General features: G+C 32.6%; 16 protein-coding genes and 1 tRNA gene. 11 read left to right on the top strand and 6 right to left on the bottom strand.

Going from position 1 to position 18,112, the window contains the following annotated elements:
* The first annotated feature begins 15 nt into the window (after window positions 1-15).
* The 4 genes from CAP47_RS03735 (at window position 16) to CAP47_RS03720 (ending at window position 5,221) form a co-directional block, all read left to right on the top strand.
* Entirely contained in the window at window positions 16-627 is a 612-nt protein-coding gene (locus tag CAP47_RS03735) for a porin family protein (RefSeq protein ID WP_192869938.1), read from the top strand.
* Between the two features lie 34 nt (window positions 628-661).
* Window positions 662-1,585 (top strand): retropepsin-like aspartic protease, encoded by a 924-nt coding sequence (locus CAP47_RS03730; protein WP_100775433.1) that lies wholly within the window; start codon window positions 662-664, stop codon window positions 1,583-1,585.
* A 128-nt stretch (window positions 1,586-1,713) separates the two neighbouring features.
* Complete coding sequence (locus CAP47_RS03725; protein ID WP_100775432.1) at window positions 1,714-4,095, top strand: BspA family leucine-rich repeat surface protein; 2,382 nt, start codon at window positions 1,714-1,716, stop codon at window positions 4,093-4,095.
* Between the two features lie 244 nt (window positions 4,096-4,339).
* Complete coding sequence (locus CAP47_RS03720) at window positions 4,340-5,221, top strand: acyltransferase family protein (protein ID WP_100775431.1); 882 nt, start codon at window positions 4,340-4,342, stop codon at window positions 5,219-5,221.
* Window positions 5,222-5,549: 328 nt separating this feature from the next.
* On the opposite strand, the gene CAP47_RS03715 is transcribed toward CAP47_RS03720, so the two are convergent.
* The 3 genes from CAP47_RS03715 to CAP47_RS03705 form a co-directional block, all read right to left on the bottom strand.
* Window positions 5,550-5,623, bottom strand: a tRNA-Arg gene (locus CAP47_RS03715).
* A 55-nt stretch (window positions 5,624-5,678) separates the two neighbouring features.
* Complete coding sequence (locus tag CAP47_RS03710; RefSeq protein WP_100775519.1) at window positions 5,679-6,593, bottom strand: bifunctional metallophosphatase/5'-nucleotidase; 915 nt, start codon at window positions 6,591-6,593, stop codon at window positions 5,679-5,681.
* The gene (locus tag CAP47_RS03705) at window positions 6,580-7,344 is read right to left on the bottom strand and encodes a 5'-nucleotidase C-terminal domain-containing protein (protein WP_100775430.1); all 765 of its coding nucleotides are present in this window, start codon (window positions 7,342-7,344) and stop codon (window positions 6,580-6,582) included. Before CAP47_RS03705 ends, CAP47_RS03710 begins: the two co-directional genes overlap by 14 nt.
* Before the next feature lie 73 nt (window positions 7,345-7,417).
* Here CAP47_RS03705 and CAP47_RS03700 point away from each other — a divergent pair, with 73 nt between their 5' ends.
* Both CAP47_RS03700 and CAP47_RS03695 read left to right on the top strand, forming a co-directional pair.
* A complete protein-coding gene (locus CAP47_RS03700; RefSeq protein ID WP_100775429.1) occupies window positions 7,418-7,828 on the top strand; it encodes a hypothetical protein in 411 nt (136 codons plus the stop codon).
* A 97-nt stretch (window positions 7,829-7,925) separates the two neighbouring features.
* Window positions 7,926-8,501: a sugar O-acetyltransferase gene (locus CAP47_RS03695; RefSeq protein WP_100775428.1), complete on the top strand. Its 576-nt coding sequence runs from the start codon at window positions 7,926-7,928 to the stop codon at window positions 8,499-8,501.
* A 59-nt stretch (window positions 8,502-8,560) separates the two neighbouring features.
* On the opposite strand, the gene CAP47_RS03690 is transcribed toward CAP47_RS03695, so the two are convergent.
* Window positions 8,561-9,757, bottom strand: a complete 1,197-nt coding sequence (locus CAP47_RS03690; protein WP_100775427.1) for an aminotransferase class I/II-fold pyridoxal phosphate-dependent enzyme — start codon at window positions 9,755-9,757, stop codon at window positions 8,561-8,563.
* Window positions 9,758-9,913: 156 nt separating this feature from the next.
* Between CAP47_RS03690 and CAP47_RS03685 the strand changes: the two genes are divergently transcribed.
* Window positions 9,914-10,378, top strand: coding sequence for an Lrp/AsnC family transcriptional regulator (locus CAP47_RS03685; RefSeq protein WP_100775426.1), 465 nt, complete (start codon window positions 9,914-9,916; stop codon window positions 10,376-10,378).
* Between the two features lie 70 nt (window positions 10,379-10,448).
* Window positions 10,449-12,245, top strand: a complete 1,797-nt coding sequence (gene typA / locus CAP47_RS03680) for a translational GTPase TypA (protein WP_100775425.1) — start codon at window positions 10,449-10,451, stop codon at window positions 12,243-12,245.
* A gap of 78 nt (window positions 12,246-12,323) precedes the next feature.
* Here typA and CAP47_RS03675 read toward each other — a convergent pair whose 3' ends face one another.
* Together CAP47_RS03675 and CAP47_RS03670 are read right to left on the bottom strand one after the other, a co-directional pair.
* Window positions 12,324-13,760, bottom strand: coding sequence for an SDR family oxidoreductase (locus tag CAP47_RS03675; protein WP_100775424.1), 1,437 nt, complete (start codon window positions 13,758-13,760; stop codon window positions 12,324-12,326).
* 131 nt (window positions 13,761-13,891) lie between these two features.
* Entirely contained in the window at window positions 13,892-15,118 is a 1,227-nt protein-coding gene (locus tag CAP47_RS03670; RefSeq protein ID WP_238140944.1) for a multidrug effflux MFS transporter, read from the bottom strand.
* 234 nt (window positions 15,119-15,352) lie between these two features.
* On the opposite strand from CAP47_RS03670, the gene CAP47_RS03665 reads away from it, so the two are divergent.
* The 3 genes from CAP47_RS03665 to CAP47_RS03655 are packed head-to-tail and all read left to right on the top strand — an operon-like array spanning window position 15,353 to window position 18,016.
* Window positions 15,353-16,273: a DUF368 domain-containing protein gene (locus CAP47_RS03665; protein ID WP_100775423.1), complete on the top strand. Its 921-nt coding sequence runs from the start codon at window positions 15,353-15,355 to the stop codon at window positions 16,271-16,273.
* A complete protein-coding gene (locus CAP47_RS03660; protein ID WP_100775422.1) occupies window positions 16,273-17,286 on the top strand; it encodes a DUF368 domain-containing protein in 1,014 nt (337 codons plus the stop codon). Before CAP47_RS03665 ends, CAP47_RS03660 begins: the two co-directional genes overlap by 1 nt.
* A 1-nt stretch (window position 17,287) precedes the next feature.
* Window positions 17,288-18,016: a shikimate dehydrogenase family protein gene (locus CAP47_RS03655; protein WP_100775421.1), complete on the top strand. Its 729-nt coding sequence runs from the start codon at window positions 17,288-17,290 to the stop codon at window positions 18,014-18,016.
* The last annotated feature ends 96 nt before the right edge of the window (window positions 18,017-18,112 follow it).

Here is an 18,112-nt window from a genome sequence, read left to right as displayed (position 1 = left end):
ATTAAATTATCGAAATTGAAATATATCATCTGTATTGGAGTGCTTTTAAGCGGCTTAATATGTAGTAGCCAAACAAGAGATAAGGCAAATATTGAGATATCACCAATAATCGGTTACAGCTCTTCCTATCAATTACATTCATTCGTTTTTGGCTCTTCCTCTGTCTCAGGACTACAACTTGGTGTTTATGGAAACTATTTTCTCAACAATAGATGGAGTTTACGTACAGGTTTGCTTTACCAAAAAATGGGAACCAATAAAGTTGATTTCTTTATTTTCACTGATGAATATTCAGAAAGAATAAATTATATCACTGTACCGTTGACAATAAACTATCATTTCGGGAAAAAGAGAAATTGGTATGTTAACTATGGCGCAAGTGTTGGTTTTGCAACCAGTGCTGAAGCAGATTATAATGATGGAAATGGTTTTGTTAATATCGATAATTTAGCAAATTCAACTCAGTTTGGTATTAATGCAGGCATCGGTTATAAATTTAAAATATTGCCTAAACTTTCACTTCTTGTTGAAAACTCAAATATGCTTGGACTAACAGATTCGACCGAGCAAGGATCTGGAAAAAATTTTTATATGAGTTTTAATATTGGAGCTGTTTTTAAACTTTAAAATAAATTCTAAGCAATTAAAAAAGTAAAAAAATATGAGAATAAGAAAGGTGCTTTTTTGTCTACTAGCTTTAGTTTTACTGAGCAGCTGCGGAAATACAAAAGCTTTAAAACACTTTAAAAAAGGAGAAACAGTTGAAGAAAACTTTAAAGTCACTTTACCCTTTGAGACTAAACAAGGATGGATTATTATACCTGTTGACATAAAAAATAAAACTTATCAATTTCTTTTTGATACAGGAGCGCCTTCAATTGTGTCAAAAGAACTTGCTGATCATTTAAATTTAAAAGTTATTGATTCAATCGACGCATATGATGTTTACAATCAACCACAAATCAACAAATATGTCAGTCTTGATCACATCAAAATTGGAGATATAAATTTTGCTGAAACAACAGCTATCATCAATGATTTCAACAAAGTAAAAATGTGGTCTTCTTTAGAAGTTGATGGATTTGTCGGTTCAAATTTAATGCAACAAGCGATTTGGGACGTCGATTATAAAAAGAAGGAAATAACAATTACGGATGATGAATCCCAATTAAACTTACCTGAAGATATCATTGAAAACAAAATGTTTGTTGGTTACGCAGGCTTACCCTCTATTGCTTGTAAAATTAATGGTGAAAAAATCTGGAATTTCTCTGTCGATTATGGCTATAATGGCGATATCGTGATTCCTTTTTCTGAATTTGAGAAACAAATAGAAGAAAGTAAAATTTCTGATTTTAATAAATCTAAGACACAAGGCGCAATAGGAATTTATGGAAAGCAGAAAAACGCTAGAGAATCTTACTCAGGAATTATTGATGAAATAGAATTTGGAAATACGACACTGAAAAACCAACAAGTTTATGCAGAACCATATTTAGACAAAATATTTGGTTTAAATTTCTTTAAAAACTACCGTGTGATTCTCAATTGGAAGACTAAAAAAATCAAATTGATTGAGTATTAAGAATAAGATAACATTAAAATTTATCATTAAGAAATACTGCAATTATTTTATAATTGTTTCTATATTATTTAATTCTAAAACTATTTAAATTTAATATTTTTACAAAAACATATATATCTTTTTAAAGAATGAAACAATTATACACTATTGCACTATGCCTTATCACTTTTATCGGTTTTAGCCAAAACAATCCTGATTTTTATGTCGCACCAAATGGTGAAACCTGTATGTGTCCAGATGCTGAATTTGGTGACACAGGCAGCCTGACGATTAATGGCGAAACCAAAACATATACTAAACGAAGCAGAGCTCAGCTTGATGCTTTAATAGCAGCAGTCCAATATGATCCACAAATTGCTTTAACCTGTACAAGTGGAATCACAGATATGAGTCAACTATTTTATAACAAAGTAGTCTTTAATCAGAATATAAATAGTTGGGATGTTTCTAATGTTACAAAAATGGGATTTATGTTCTTTTTAGCAGAATCTTTTAATCAACCAATTAATAACTGGGATGTGTCCAATGTAACTGAGATGCAACTTGCATTTTATAACGCATCTTCTTTTAACCAATCAATTGATAATTGGGATGTTTCTAACGTGTTACATATGCACTCTATGTTTGATGAAGCGACTTCGTTTGACCAGCCATTAAACAGCTGGAATGTCTCAAATGTGACTAATATGAATAATATGTTTTCAATGGCAGAGTCTTTTAATCAATCAATTGACAACTGGAACGTGTCTAATGTGACTGATATGAGCTACATGTTTTCAACTGCAAAATCTTTTAACCAGCCATTAAACAGCTGGGACGTCTCAAATGTGACTAATATGAATAAGATGTTTTCAAAGGCAGAATCTTTTAATCAACCTCTTGACAACTGGAACGTGTCTAATGTGACTGATATGATCAACATGTTTTCAGGTGCACAAAATTTTAACCAAGACTTAGAAAGTTGGACTTTCAATACAGAAGTTGATTTTCCAGGTTTCTTAAGTTATTCTGGCTTAAATTCTGATAATTATGATGCATTGCTACAGAGTTTTGATGCTCAAAATCTAACAAACAAAAGCTTAGGCGCTAATATATTACCCTATTGTAATGAAGCTGCACGATTAAACTTAATCAATAACAAATCTTGGATAATAGACGGCGACATACCTGGAGTTTGTGGAGATACATTAACGCCATCAACTACGCCAATTGAAATGGTCTTTTATGTTGATTATGCTAGTGGTTTAGACATCAGCTTTTTTACAAACCCCAATTTTCCATACGACTATAATGTGGATTGGGGAGATGGTACAAGCAGCTCAAATATTAATGGAGATATCAACCATTATTACAATTTACCAGGTCAATACACAGTTAGTATAACTGGTATATTTCCAAACTTTAGGCTTTGTGAAAATTATTTATTTAACGGCTATGAATGTGATAATGCATCTAAAATTATAGATGTTACAGCTTGGGGTAATCAAGAATGGCTTTTGACTACTTCAATGTTCAGAAATGCAAATAATCTCAATTTCACTGCAACTGACACTCCTGATTTTAGCAAAGTGACTAATATGGAAAGAATGTTTAGAGGAGCGTTACAATTTAATTCTGACATATCTGATTGGGACGTCTCCAATGTTTCGGACATGACACATATGTTTGCTCTTACAGAGGATTTTAATCAACCTCTTAATAATTGGGATGTCTTTAATGTTTCAGCTATGTCAAGCATGTTCACTTTTACTAGTTCTTTTAATCAACCGCTTGATAATTGGGATGTCTCTAATGTGATATATATGGATGCTATGTTTAATTCTGCACAATCATTTAATCAACCGCTTGATAATTGGGATGTCTCTAATGTGATCTCTATGGCTGCTATGTTTGAATTTGCACAATCATTTGATCAACCATTGAACAATTGGGATGTCTCTAAGGTAACCAATATGAATAGTATGTTTTTATTTAATGAAAATTTTAACCAACCTCTAAATAACTGGAACGTTTCTAGCGTAATAAAAATGGGATCTATGTTTAATCTTGCAGAATCATTTGATCAACCACTGAACAATTGGGATGTCTCTAATGTGACTTATATGCGTAGTATGTTTAACGGTGCAGTGTCTTTTAATCAAGATATTTCTAGTTGGTGTGTTGAACAAATACTCGAAGAGCCTATTAGTTTTTCCTCTGGTTCAAGTCTGCAAGAAAATTATAAACCAAATTGGGGCGTAGAATGCGAGAATTTATCTGTTAATCTTTTAACTTTTGAAAGTTCAATTACGGTCTACCCTAATCCTGTTAAAAATAGTTTCGATATAGAGCTAAATGATAATCTGAATATCAGCGAAATTAGTATTTACAATATCAACGGTCAATTAATTGATTTAATCAATTATCAATCAAAACCAATCAACATCAGTTCACTTGAATCTGGTGTTTATATGCTCAAAATAAAAGCAGAAAATGGTGATGTAGCTTACAAACGTATTATTAAACGTTAAGTGTTTAACATTTAAATAATCCAATCTAAAAGGGCTTTTTTAACGATAAAAAAGCCCTTTTAGTTTTAGAAATCCTCTGAAATCCTTATCAGTTTAATATAGTAATATTGTGATTATTTTAAAATTATTATTAGCCTTAACTGATTAAATGCTGGCTTATAATAAATACTAAGTTTATATAAAAAATATAGAAAAAGATATATATTTTTGAGCCTTCTTAATAGTCCGCTATAATTAAAAATAAATGAACTCTAGTATTGAATTAATTAGATTAATCGCAGTTATACTAATTGTATTTACACATACAAGAAATGGATTAGAAAGTGGAATCGCTCACTTTATAGTTGAAGGAATCCCTCCTTTTGGAACTGCAATTCTTTCAATTATATCTGGATACTTATATTTTGAAATATCGAGACATAGAAAAAACTTATTTTTTAAAAAAGTAAAAAGTCTTGCAATCCCTTACCTGATTGCCAATATTATTGTTCTGATTTTAGTCTTACTTGCTAAGTACATATTAGGATATGATGCCCTAAATAGACTAAATTTTGATTTTTCATTAATAACAGAAGGCATATTTTCCCTCAATTCTCCTCCAATAAACCCACCAACATATTTTATAAGGGATATCTTTATTATATTTACAATTATTGCACTTATTACACAAAGAGAACTTAAATCTCTATTCGTTATTATACCCTTTTTATTATTTGGTACATTAATTTTAAGATTAGATGTCGCATTTTTATTTTTAATTGGTGTTCTGTATTCGAAATATAAAAATAATATTAACAAGAAATTTCTAATTCTAACAGCAATAATAATGAGCCTTATTTTAGGATTCTTTTTTATTCCTTTTCTTAAATTCCCTGTTTCATTTTTAATTTTTATTCTACTGATTGATGTTAAATTAAGTTTTTACAAAACAGGTAGATTTTCTTATCTATTGCATTTATATCATTCTCCAATAATTGTAATTTCTTATCCCTTATTATCACTATTTATTGAAAATCCTATAATAAAGATAATTGCTCAAATTACAACTGCACTTGTTTTTGTATTTGTATTTTTTATGATTACAAAAAAGTTTAATTTTCTTAAAATACTGAGTGGAGGAAGATAAAATATCCATTCTTTAAATAATAGCTTTAAGATTTGCCTCAAAAAATTGAGATCTTAACACCCATAAAAATAATCGCTTTATGAAGATTTTAGAAAACCAAACAGTTCTAATTTGGGAAAGCCAAGACCTCCACAACCTTTAGCTAGATGTATAGAAAAATCTTAAATAAAAACTCATGCAAAGCTTGTTAAAAAAATAAGTCCAATTCGAAAGTTCACGAAACAGGATTCGCTGGCGCGCCTCCTGCAAGCTCCGCTTTGAAAATAGAAAAACCGAAAACAAAATTTTGAGTAAACTCAATTTCGTTTCCGGTTTTTCTATTTATTCGTGACCTCGGCAGGATTCAAACCTGCAACCCTCAGAGCCGAAATCTGATGCGCTATTCAGTTGCGCCACGAGGCCGATTTTAACTTCTTGCAAATATAGTTTTTCAATTCATCTGCGCAAAGTTTATAATTTAAAGATGCGCAACTCTACTCTCAACTGTTTGTACTTTGTTTGCTTCATCAAAGTAAAACTCAATTTGACCTAACTGCAAACCTGCCCAACCGACTTGGTTAACCATTACATCTTTGCCTGCACTATTTTTAAAAACTTGTGGTTCATCTAAAAATGTATGCGTGTGGCCACCAATAATTAAATCAATGTCTTTTGTCGCCTTCGCAAGTTTGATATCATCAACTTTATCAGAATTATATTTGTAACCAATATGTGATAAACAAATGACCAAATCACATTTTTGTTCCTCTTTTAAATATTTCACTTCATCTTTGGCAATCTCGATCGGATCAAGATATTTTGCTTCTTTGTATAAATCTTTTGAGACTAAACCTTCTAACTCAATTCCGACACCGAAAACACCAACTTTAAATTGACCGACTTCGTAAATTTGATGCTTTTTCACCAAACCATCAAGACTTGTGTTTTTTAAGTCATAATTTGAACTAATCAAATCAAAATCAGCATGTTCAAGCTGTGCCGCAATATTATCAATACCATTATCAAACTCATGATTCCCAATGGTTGACGCATGATAACCTAATTTACTCATCACTTTATACTCAAGCTCGCCTCCATAAAAATTAAAATATGGCGTGCCTTGAAAAGCATCTCCAGCATCAAAAATTAATGTATTTGGATTTTGTGCTTTAACTTTGTTGATATAGCTCATGCGTCGCGCTGCTCCACCTAAATTGGGATATTTCGAATGATCAGCCGGAAAGGGATCAATATGACTATGGACATCATTAGAATGCAAAATTGTGATACGCTTTTGCTTATCAGGTTTTGAAAAACCACTTAATAAACTCAAACCACTTGTGCTTAAAGCAGTGGCAGCAACGCCTGTTTTTATAAAATCACTTCTTTTCATGTTTATTTTTTTGCGTAAAACGATCATCACTACTGATGTCAATCGTGTCCTTAGATTTAAAATAATCAACAAGTAAACATCTCAATTTATAATCGAGAACAGTCACCTTTTTTGCTTTCTTAAAGAAATTCATATGATCTCCACCCGTTACCAAATAATCTGAAGTTGCGACGTGATAGGTTTGATCATCATTAATTTTATCACCTTGAACTTCATAAGAAGCAAGTTTACCATCAGAATTTAATTGAATTTTTAATCCTGATATTGGGTGTTTGCCTTTGCTTTTTACTAGATAATCGGCAAGCTCTTTCATCTCTTTTGCAGAAAGTTCAGCCACGACAATTTCATTTTCAAAAGGCATAATGTTATATGCCGTTCGCATCGTAATGTCGCCTTTGTCAATGCCAGAGCGAATACCACCAAAGTTTAAAAGAACAGCATCAATTTGATTATTGGTTCGTTTTTCGTAAACAGGACTACCGAGTTCAATTACAGCATCTGCCATCATATTTGCAATTGCAAAGTTGTAAGGTGAATCGTTTTTGTACATCGAATTTGGCGTGTAGCTATAAACTGTGTTGAGTTCATCAGCTATTTTATCACGATATGGCTTAACGAAATCTTCAATTTCTTGATCAGATTCAATTTGTTTATTGATTTCAACTTGTTTACCAGTTGTTTTGACTTTTTTTAAATCGGGACTTTGACAAGAAAAAAGACTAATTCCTAATAGGAAAATTAAGATTCTCATTTGTTTTATTGTAAATTTGATACAAAAATAAATTATTAAAATTAAAAAGCATCACCTTTAAACCACGAAAACGATGAAACCACACTACATACTATTTATTTTTTCTCTCTTATTATTCACATCTTGCAGCAACACAGTTGAATTTCCAGTATCAGACATTATTCCTGCTGCTGAAGCGAAAGCTGTCGTGATGAAGGACAATAATGAAAACTATCAAATTAAATTAGAGATAGATAATCTCACTGAACCAAATAGATTAAATCCTCCAAAAAAATATTATGTTTTTTGGGCTGAGACTGAACATGGTAGTCAAAATCTAGGTCAAATAAAAGTCAGGGAAGCGATGTTAAGTTCTAAAAAATATGCTGAGCTTGAAACTTCAACACCACATAAACCTTTACGATTGGTGATTTCAGCTGAAAATGAAGTTGATAAAGCATCACCTGGAACTTTTACAGTTTTAGAAGCGAATGTGGAATATTAAATCAAAAAAGTTTCTTTAAAAAATTAAAAAAGCTCAAATTCTTTCACTTGAATTTGAGCTTTTCAATTATGGCACTTATAAATTTAAAAAATAACCTATGACAGAAAAACAAAAAATGCTAAATGGTGAAGATTTTGATTCTAGAGATCCTGAATTGCTAAAAATGTATCATCAATCACGAAGGTTATTAAAAGAATACAATCAACTTGATTCTAAGTTACTTCAAGAAAGAAACGAAATACTAAATAAGCTTTTAGCACAAAACAGCAGTGGAGTTTGGATTGAAGCGCCTTTTTATTGTGAGTATGGTGAAAATATAAGTATAGGTGAAAATACATTTATTAACTCAAATTGTATTTTTTCTGATAATAATAAAATTAGTATTGGTAAAAACGTTCTGATTGCGCCTCATGTTCAAATTTACACAGCACAACATCCGTTAAATGCAGAGAGAAGAATCATAAAAGATCATATGCAAACAAAATATATCACCTCTGCAAAACCAGTATCTATCGGTGATCATGTGTGGATTGGTGGTGGCGCAATTATTTTACCAGGTGTCACTATTGGAAGCAATACAACAATTGGTGCTGGTAGCATCGTCACAAAAGATATACCCAATGATGTTTTAGCTTTTGGAAATCCATGTAGCATCCAAAAAAAACTAAAGTAAAAAGCTCAGTAAAAATATATTTCTGAGCTTTTATTTACAATTGTATTGAAGTTTAAAATTTAAGACATCACCTCATCAATACAAGATTTCATCATTTGATAAGTACGCTTGATATCAAAATCTAAACCTACAGAAAATCTGACTAAACCTTCTGTGAGTCCCATTTCTGATTGTTCTTCTGGTGAAATCTCCGAAGATGTTGAGCTTCCTGACGCGCTAAATAAGGTTCTATAAAAACCAAGACTAACAGCTAGACTTCCAAGATTTTTATCTTGCATTTTTTCCATGATCAAATTAGCATTTTCAATTGAGCCAAAATCAACTGTGAGTAATCCGCTATAACCAAACTCTTCATTGATTTGTGATGACATTAAATCATGTGATGGATGAGATTCCAAACCAGGGTAAACAACTTTTAAACCATCTTTTTCAAATTTTTCAGCTAAATAAAGTGCATTTTCGCTGTGCTTTTCCATACGAATTGGCAAAGTGCGTAAATTCTTTAAAACTGAAGCCGAACGTAAACTGTCTAAAGTTTGACCGAGCAGCATTGCTGAGCCATTATTCACATCTTTTAAACTATTTACAAAATCTAAAGTTCCGCAAACAGCACCACCTACGGTATCTGATGAACCATTGATGAATTTGGTTAAACTATAAACAACCACGTCCGCACCAAAATCAGTTGGCGTAATAACAAGTGGCGTAAATGTATTATCAACAACAAAAGTCAAGTTGTTTTCAGCTGCTATTTTCTTTAAAGTATTTAAATCAGCAGTTTCCAAAAGTGGGTTACTCACTGCTTCACAATAAAGTAATTTAGTTTCTGGTTTGATCGCTGCTTTCACACTTTCTAAATCTGTGATATCCACAAAACTTGTCTTGATATGAAAATCAGGAAGAAAATTTTTCATAAAAGCATAGCTTCCTCCGTAAATTGTACGGCTAGAAATAATGTGGTCATCTGCTTTACACAATTGTAAAATCACAGACGTGATAGCACCCATTCCTGAAGCAAAAACCTGAGCTGCTTCTGTATTTTCCATCGCTGATAAGGCTTCACAAAGCTGATTTGTACTCGGCGAAGAATGACGAGAATACAAAAAGGCATCTAACTTTTCACCTGCAAAGGTATCGGCCATGTCTTGCGCTTTCTTAAAAGTATAAGTTGAGCTATCTGAAATTGCTGGGTTGATTCCGCCGTGTGCATCAGTATAATGCACGTCTTGAATGGCGTTAGCTGGATTATGTTTCATTTTATTATATTTTATTTCAATCAAATATCAATTTTAAAAGATATTTTATCAATAGGTATCTTTATATTTAGTTTTTTTATCTAAATAATTAAATTAATAAAGAAAATTAAACACTAAATTTTAATAAATACATATTTATAAAGAAAAATTTTCAGCATGAAAGAACTCGACACAATTGACAAAAATTTACTCAATCTTTTACAAGCAAATGCCCGATTGACAACAAAGCAATTATCCTTAAAACTCAACCTCTCGCCTACAGCTGTTTACGAGCGTATTAAAAAACTTGAACGCGATGATTACATCTTGAACTATGTGGCGATGGTCAATCCTCAAAAAGTCAAAAAAGACTTTATTGCTTTTGCGATGCTTCAGCTTGCTGAACATTCAGCTAAAAATATCGCCGATTTTGAAAAGAATATTAAAGAATTACCAGAAGTTGTTGCTTGTTTTCACATCAGTGGTTCTTATGATTATCTTTTAAAAGTTAATTTAGAAGATATGAAAGCTTTTAGGAAATTTATGGTCGAAAAATTGACAGAAATTCCACACATCAGCAATACACAAAGTGTGTTTAGCATCCATGAAGTCTTTAATTATACGGCTTTGCCTATCAATTGAATAAGTCAAAAAAAAAAGTGATAAGAAAAAATAAAAACTTAACTTCGCAACCTTAAATTTATCACTTTTTATGGATATTAGAAATATCGCAATTATAGCCCACGTTGACCACGGTAAAACAACTTTGGTTGATAAAATCATGTATCATTGTCAACTTTTTAGAGATAATGAAAATACTGGAGATTTAGTTCTTGATAATATTGATCAGGAACGCGAACGTGGGATTACGATTGTTTCAAAAAACGTGTCTGTTCAATACAAAGACACAAAAATAAACTTGATTGACACACCTGGTCACGCCGATTTTGGCGGAGAGGTTGAGCGTGTTCTTAACATGGCTGATGGTGTTTTGCTTCTTGTTGATGCTTTTGAAGGCCCAATGCCACAAACGCGTTTTGTATTACAAAAAGCAATTGACCTAGGTTTAAAACCTTGTGTCGTTATTAATAAAGTTGATAAACCTAACTGTACGCCAGACGAGGTACACGAGAAGGTTTTTGACCTCATGTTTGAATTAGGTGCTGAAGAATGGCAACTTGACTTCCCTTCTGTTTATGGTTCTGCCTTAAACAACTGGATGAGTGAAGACCCTGAGGTGAAAACTGAAAATCTTGAACCTTTGTTGGACATGGTTGTTGAACACGTTCCAGTGCCTAAAGTTCAAGAAGGAACAGTTCAAATGCTGATTACTTCTCTTGATTTCTCTTCATATACGGGTCGTATCGCGATTGGTCGTTTGCAAAGAGGAACACTTAAAGAAGGTATTCAAGTTTCTTTGGTCAAAAGAGATGGCAGCATTACCAAAACTAAAATTAAAGAATTATATACTTTTGAAGGTCTTGGTCGATTAAGAGTTAAGGAGGTTAAAGCTGGAGATATTTGTGCATTGGTGGGCTTAGAAGGTTTTGAAATTGGTGATACAGTTGCCGATATTGAAAATCCTGAAGCTTTAAAATCAATCACAATTGATGAGCCTACGATGAGTATGCTTTTTACAATTAACGATTCTCCATTTTTCGGAAAAGATGGAAAATTTGTGACTTCAAGACATATTAAGGATCGTTTGATGAAAGAGCTTGAGAAAAACTTAGCTCTACGTGTTGAAGAAACTGATTCTGCAGACAAATTTATCGTTTATGGACGTGGTGTCATGCACTTATCTGTCTTAATCGAAACGATGCGTCGTGAAGGTTACGAATTACAAATCGGGCAACCACAAGTTATCATCAAAGAAGTTGACGGTGTTAAAAGTGAACCTGTTGAAGAATTAAAAATTGATTTACCTGAAAATGTTTCTGGAAAAGCAGTTGAAATGGTCACAATGCGTAAAGGTGAAATGCTAAGCATGGAAACGCGTGGCGACAGAATGGTGATTGAGTTTATTATTCCTTCTCGTGGTATTATTGGTTTAAGAAACCAATTATTAACCGCTACTGCTGGTGAAGCAATTATGGCACACCGTTTTAAAGAATTCCAACCGCTTAAAGGTGATATTCCTCAAAGATTAAATGGTTCTTTAGTTTCTATGGAAAAAGGAAAAGCAATTCCTTATTCTATTGATAAATTACAAGATCGTGGTAAGTTTTTTGTTGATCCTGGTGAAGAAATTTATGAAGGACAAGTCATAGGTGAAAACTCTCGTCAAGATGATATCACTGTGAATATTACAAAAACTAAGAAGCTTTCTAACGTGAGATCTTCTGGTGCTGATGATAAAGCAAAAATTGTTCCTGCAAAGAAATTCTCTTTAGAGGAAGCGCTTGAATATATCCAAAAAGATGAATATGTAGAAGTGACACCTAACTTCCTTCGCTTAAGAAAAATTTACCTAAAAGAAGTTGACCGTAAGCGTCATAAAATCATCTAATTCATAAGATGTTTTATTTACACAAAAGCACATTTCAAAATCTGGAATGTGCTTTTTTTATGAAATATTATTAAGATTCTAAATTACCCAAGAAAGTTTTTTAGAGGTCAACCGATTCAACATACCTTGAAAAATAAATGCATGAAATGGCAATACAGAATACCAATATAAACGCCCTAGCAAACCTTTAGGTCTGAATGTTGCTGTTTGCACAAGCTTATCTTTTTCCATTTTGAATTCGAGCCAAGCTTCTCCAGGCAATTTCATTTCGGCGTAAAGTAACAAGCGACCTTCTTGCCTATCTGCATAAAGTACACGCCAAAAATCTAAAGAATCTCCAACATCAATTCTATGAAGGTTTGTTCGACCGCGACGTAGGCCAACACCACCCATAAATTTGTCCATCATGCCTCTAATTTTCCATAGAAATGTGGCGTAATACCAACCAGTTTCGCCTCCTATACTCCATATTTTTTCTAAACATATTTCACGACTCACAAATTCTTTTGATCGCTTGTCCTTAAAACAACCATAGTCAGGAACTTTGATAAATTCTGAGGCGTTCACAGGGAAATTACTACTGACTGAAGCATCCTTCCAACTTGATAAAATTTCATTGCTTTCTATTTTCTGAAAAGCTTTCTGTAAAGCTTCAGAATAAGTGATGGGTTCAATATCTAAAATTTTATTGATCTCGTTATTTGAGCAAACAACTTCAACTTTCATACTATCGACAAGTGATGAGGCCAATTTATAAGTTGTAGAAGTTACGAAGTATAACCAATATGATGAAAGTTTAGGCGTCATCACAGGAACTGTATATATTTTACGTCCCAGATTTCTTGCATCTGAAAAACCAAGAAGCATCTCTTTATAAGTTAAAACATCTGGACCTCCGATATCAAAATGTTGATTGAATGTTTTTTCATTCATTAATGTTTCAGTCAGAAAAATCATAACGTCAGAAATTCCAATCGGCTGACATCTTGTATTTAGCCATTTAGGAGCGATCATAACAGGCAGTTTTTCAACTAAATCTCGAATAATTTCAAATGATGCACTTCCTGAACCTATGATAATTCCGGCGCGAAGACTTGTAAAATTATAGCTTCCTTCTGAGAGTTTATTTTCAACATTTAAACGAGACGCCAAGTGCTTTGATAAATTATTTTCGTTAACAATCCCACTGAGGTAAATAACATGTTTTGCATTCGTTAACTCAACTGCATTTCTGAAAATAACTGCACAGTCTTCTTCCATTTTCTGGTAATCTGCAGAAGTTGACATGCTATGCACAAGATAATATGCGGCGTCAATATCTTGAGGAATTTTATCTAAAGAATCTTCATCTAATAAATCTACTTGAATAACAGATACATTGTCCTTAATCGACTGCGGCGGATTAAAACGATGCGGATCACGAACACAACAAACCATGTGATGTCCTTGACCTGCCAAAATTGGTAAAATCCTTTTTCCGATATATCCTGTTGCGCCTGTTAGAAGTATTTTCATAAATGAGGAAATGCTTTCCTTCTAAATTAACTCATACAAAGAAACAGAGCTAAATATCACTGTTTAATTATAAAACTTTTAAGAAGCATTTAATCAAACTAACGACACAAAAATTGAATGCTAGAATATATTTAGCCCATCACATGTGCAAGTGCATCTTTTTCCCTAAACTTAAATCTGAGTAAGAAAAAACTACTTAGTACAAAGCTAACTAAAATAACAATGGACATTGGCATGAGGTTTTTATCAACAAATAAGCTGATAATGTAAGAAGCTATTGCACCAAATATCATTTTAAAACTTCCTATTAAAGCTGAGGCTCTTCCTGCCTTCTTTATAAATGGATAAAGCGATAATGCTGTGGTATTCGGATTTTGAAAACCTAATAAAAACAATATCAAGTAAAGACTTCCAACAGTCACATCAAACCTTTGAGAGCTGTAAGCGTTGACGACTAAAATTGCAGATAAGAAAATTAAAATGTAACTGATTTTTAAAGTGAGTTCATAAGTTCGAATCCTTTTGAGTAAAAAACGATTTAATTGACTTCCCAGGATAAGTCCTGAAGCATTAACCCCAAACAAAATCGCAAATTCAGATTCTGTCATTTCATATTTATCCATAAACAAACCAGGTGCTTTTGAAATGTACGCAAACAAAGCTCCAACTGTTAAGCTTCCTGCCAGAGAAAATGTAAAAAATATTTTATCCTTAAAGATGTCTTTATATTTTATTAAAACATCTTTCACATTTAGTTGTACAGTTTTATCGGGCTCAAAATGATCTGGCAAAAGAAAATAAGTACTGACAAACATTAAACTAGCTATAATGGCTAAACTTAAAAATATAATTTGCCATGTGAAATGGGCAATAATAAATCCGCCCAAGGTTGGAGCTATAATAGGAGCAGCGCCCATAATTAACATCAAAAAAGAAATTGCTCTTGCCACTTCTTCAGGCGGAAAAACATCCCGCACAACAGCTTTAGCAGCAACCATACCTGCAGATGCGCCGATTGCTAAAAATAATCTTGAAATAATTAACCACCATAATGTTGGTGAGTAAAAACAACTTAAAGCAGAAATTATATAGATAACTAAACCGATGAGTAAAGGTTTTTTACGACCAAATTTGTCCATGATTGGACCATAAGCTAGTTGTCCAAAAGCAATACCAATAAAGTAACTGGTTAATGAAAAACCGACCTGTGCTTTAGTCGTTTGAAAGTAATCTGCAATGCGATCAAAACTTGGCAAATACATATCAATGGAAAGCGGACCGATCGCAATCAATGTTCCTAAAACTAATAAAATGATGTTTTCTGTACGTCTATCTCTAACGCGTTCTGTATTCTGCATCATGCAAATTTCTGTCAATTCACAGACAAAAAACATCTTCTCAAGTCAATTAACAATTAATTAATAGCAAAGCTTAGTAAATAAAATATTGACGTTAAAAAAATGATGAATTAATCTTCATCAAAGGCTCATAATTTTGAATAGAAAAAAGTGCATTCCACAAATGATATTTGTAATTTGCAAAGCGTTTTTAAGTTTATTATAAATACATCATATTTCAATTGAAAATAGCGCATGAGTAGAAGTTTTAAAGATTATATCGGCATCTCGCTTAAAGGTTTAGCAATGGGAGCCGCAGATGTCATCCCTGGTGTTTCGGGAGGGACAATTGCTTTTATCACTGGAATTTATGAAGAGTTAATCACAAGCATAGGGAATATTAATTTAGGGCTTTTTAAAACCTTAAAAGAAAAAGGAATTAAGCCATTTTGGGAAGAACTCAATGGAAATTTCCTGATTTCTCTTGCCATCGGTATCGGAATCAGCCTATTTACTTTGATGCGATTGGCACATTACTTAATTGAGAGTCATCCCATCAAAATTTGGGCTTTTTTCTTTGGTCTCGTTTTAGCTAGCGTTTGGTTTGTCGCTAAGCAAGTCACAAAATGGCGATTATCAACCTACATTATATTTGCACTTGGTGCCATTATTGCTTTTGGCGTCACACAATTGACACCTGCAGGTGGCGCGAACAGTAACTTTTATTTCTTCTTTGCTGGTGCAATTGCGATTTGCGCCATGATTCTTCCTGGTATTTCAGGAGCTTTTATTCTCCTGCTTTTAGGCGTTTACAAAGATGCGAGCGAAGCAGTAAGTCGTTTGGATTTTGAAATTATTTTAATTTTTGGTTTGGGTGGCATCACAGGTTTATTAACTTTTTCAAAGCTTTTGAAATGGCTGTTTAGTAATTATAAAAATATGACGCTTGCTTTGTTGGGTGGTTTCATTCTTGGCTCTTTGAACAAAATTTGGCCTTGGAAGGAAGTTTTAAAAACAGAAATTATTGGAGGTAAAACAAGAATCATTGCTGAACGCTCTGTTTTGCCTGCTAATTTTGATGGCGAAAACCACATGATTTTTGCAATTTTCTTATTTATTGTTGGTTTTCTAACAATCATTTTACTAGAAAAAATAGGTGACAAAAAAACAAACTAATGGAAAAGAAACGCACTTTTGCAGATAGACTTCTTCTTTTTCTAAAAGGTGTTGCCATGGGTGCTGCCAACAAAGTTCCTGGTGTATCTGGCGGTGTAGTTGCTTTTGTTGCTGGGTTTTATGAAGAGTTTATTTACTCACTCCAAAAGTTTAATTCTAAATCTCTTCTTTTACTGGTCAATGGTCGGTTTAAAAGTTTATACAATTACTTAAATCTTAGGTTTTTAGGTCTACTGATTTTAGGAATGATTTTCAGTTATTTCAGCGTTTCTAAAATTTTAGATTACTTCTTGATTCATTATGAAATCAAAGTCTGGGCTTTATTTTTCGGAATGATTTTGGGCTCGATTTATTATATCGCAATGGACTTTAAAGTCACCAATAAAAAGGAAATTGCCATGATCGTTATTGGCGTTTTAGGTGGTGTGAGCATAAGTTTATTTGAACCAGCAACACAAAATGACAATCTCTGGTTTGTTTTCCTATGTGGTATCATTAGTGTTTCTGGTATGACACTTCCGGGTCTTTCAGGTTCATTTATTCTCATCTTACTAGGAAATTACGTTCTACTTCTTGTCGATTCAGTCAATGCCTTGTACGATACTTTTGCCGAGATTATCAAATGGGATTTCAGTTTTACTTCAAACCCTGAACGCATCAATTTACTTAAAGTTTTAGCCGTTTTTACTGCTGGATCAATGTTTGGACTTGTGACATTATCACATGCGTTAGGTTATTTATTAAAATATTTTAAAAATCTAACTTTTGCATTTATCATCGGATTTATCACAGGTAGTTTAGGTGTTGTTTGGCCTTGGAAAACAAAAGTGATTAAAACAAATGAAGCCGGACAAATGCTTAAAGACAGTAATGGAAATTTTGTTATTGAAACCTACGATCGCTATTTACCTAAACTTTCAATGATGGGCAGTTGGCTAGAAATTAGTTTTATAATCATTGGGATTTTGATAGTATTAATGTTAATTTGGTCATCCAAAAGAACAAAAGCTTGACATGAAAAATTTCGGACTTTTAGGAAGAAATATAGATTACTCTTTTTCCAAACCCTATTTTGAGAAAAAATTCGCTAACGAAGGAATTGAAGCCAATTATCATAACTTTGATATTTCAGATTTATCTGAATTGAAAAATGTTTTGAAAAACAATCCTGACTTGGTTGGTTTGAATGTTACAATCCCATACAAAGAAGAAATAATCAAGCACTTAGATGAAATTGATGAATCTGCTAAAAGAATTGGAGCAGTTAATGTCATCAAAATTGAAAGAGGAAATTTAAAAGGCTATAACACAGATATTTATGGTTTTACAAAATCATTTTTTCCATTAATTGAAAATCATCACCATAAAGCACTTATTTTGGGAAGTGGTGGCGCTTCAAAAGCTATTGAAAAAGCATTAATGTCGATGGGTTTCGAAACTCAAATAGTTTCAAGAACAGCTGCAAAAGAAGTTTTAACTTATGATGATTTAAATGCTGAAATCATTAAGGATCATCAAGTTATTGTCAATTGCACACCGCTTGGCACACATCCGAATATTGAAAATCATCCGCAACTTCCTTACGAATATCTTTCTCATAAACATTTGCTTTATGATTTGGTTTACAATCCACCGATTACAACTTTTTTAGCACTCGGGAAAGAACATGATACAAAAGTCTATAACGGTCAAAAAATGTTAGAATTTCAAGCTGAAAAAGCATGGGAAATTTGGCATCAATAGCCTAAAATCAAATGATTTTTAAGCATATATAAATGGCAATTATTTTGTGTATTTGCTGGCGAGTTCTTATATTTCCAACTTCTACGAACTTTAACA

The organism is Psychroflexus sp. S27, from assembly GCF_002810405.1.
Taxonomy (GTDB): Bacteria; Bacteroidota; Bacteroidia; order Flavobacteriales; family Flavobacteriaceae; genus Psychroflexus; species Psychroflexus halocasei_A.
The sequence above is the reverse complement of the archived record's forward strand: the minus strand, read 5'-3'. Positions and strand labels throughout refer to the sequence as shown.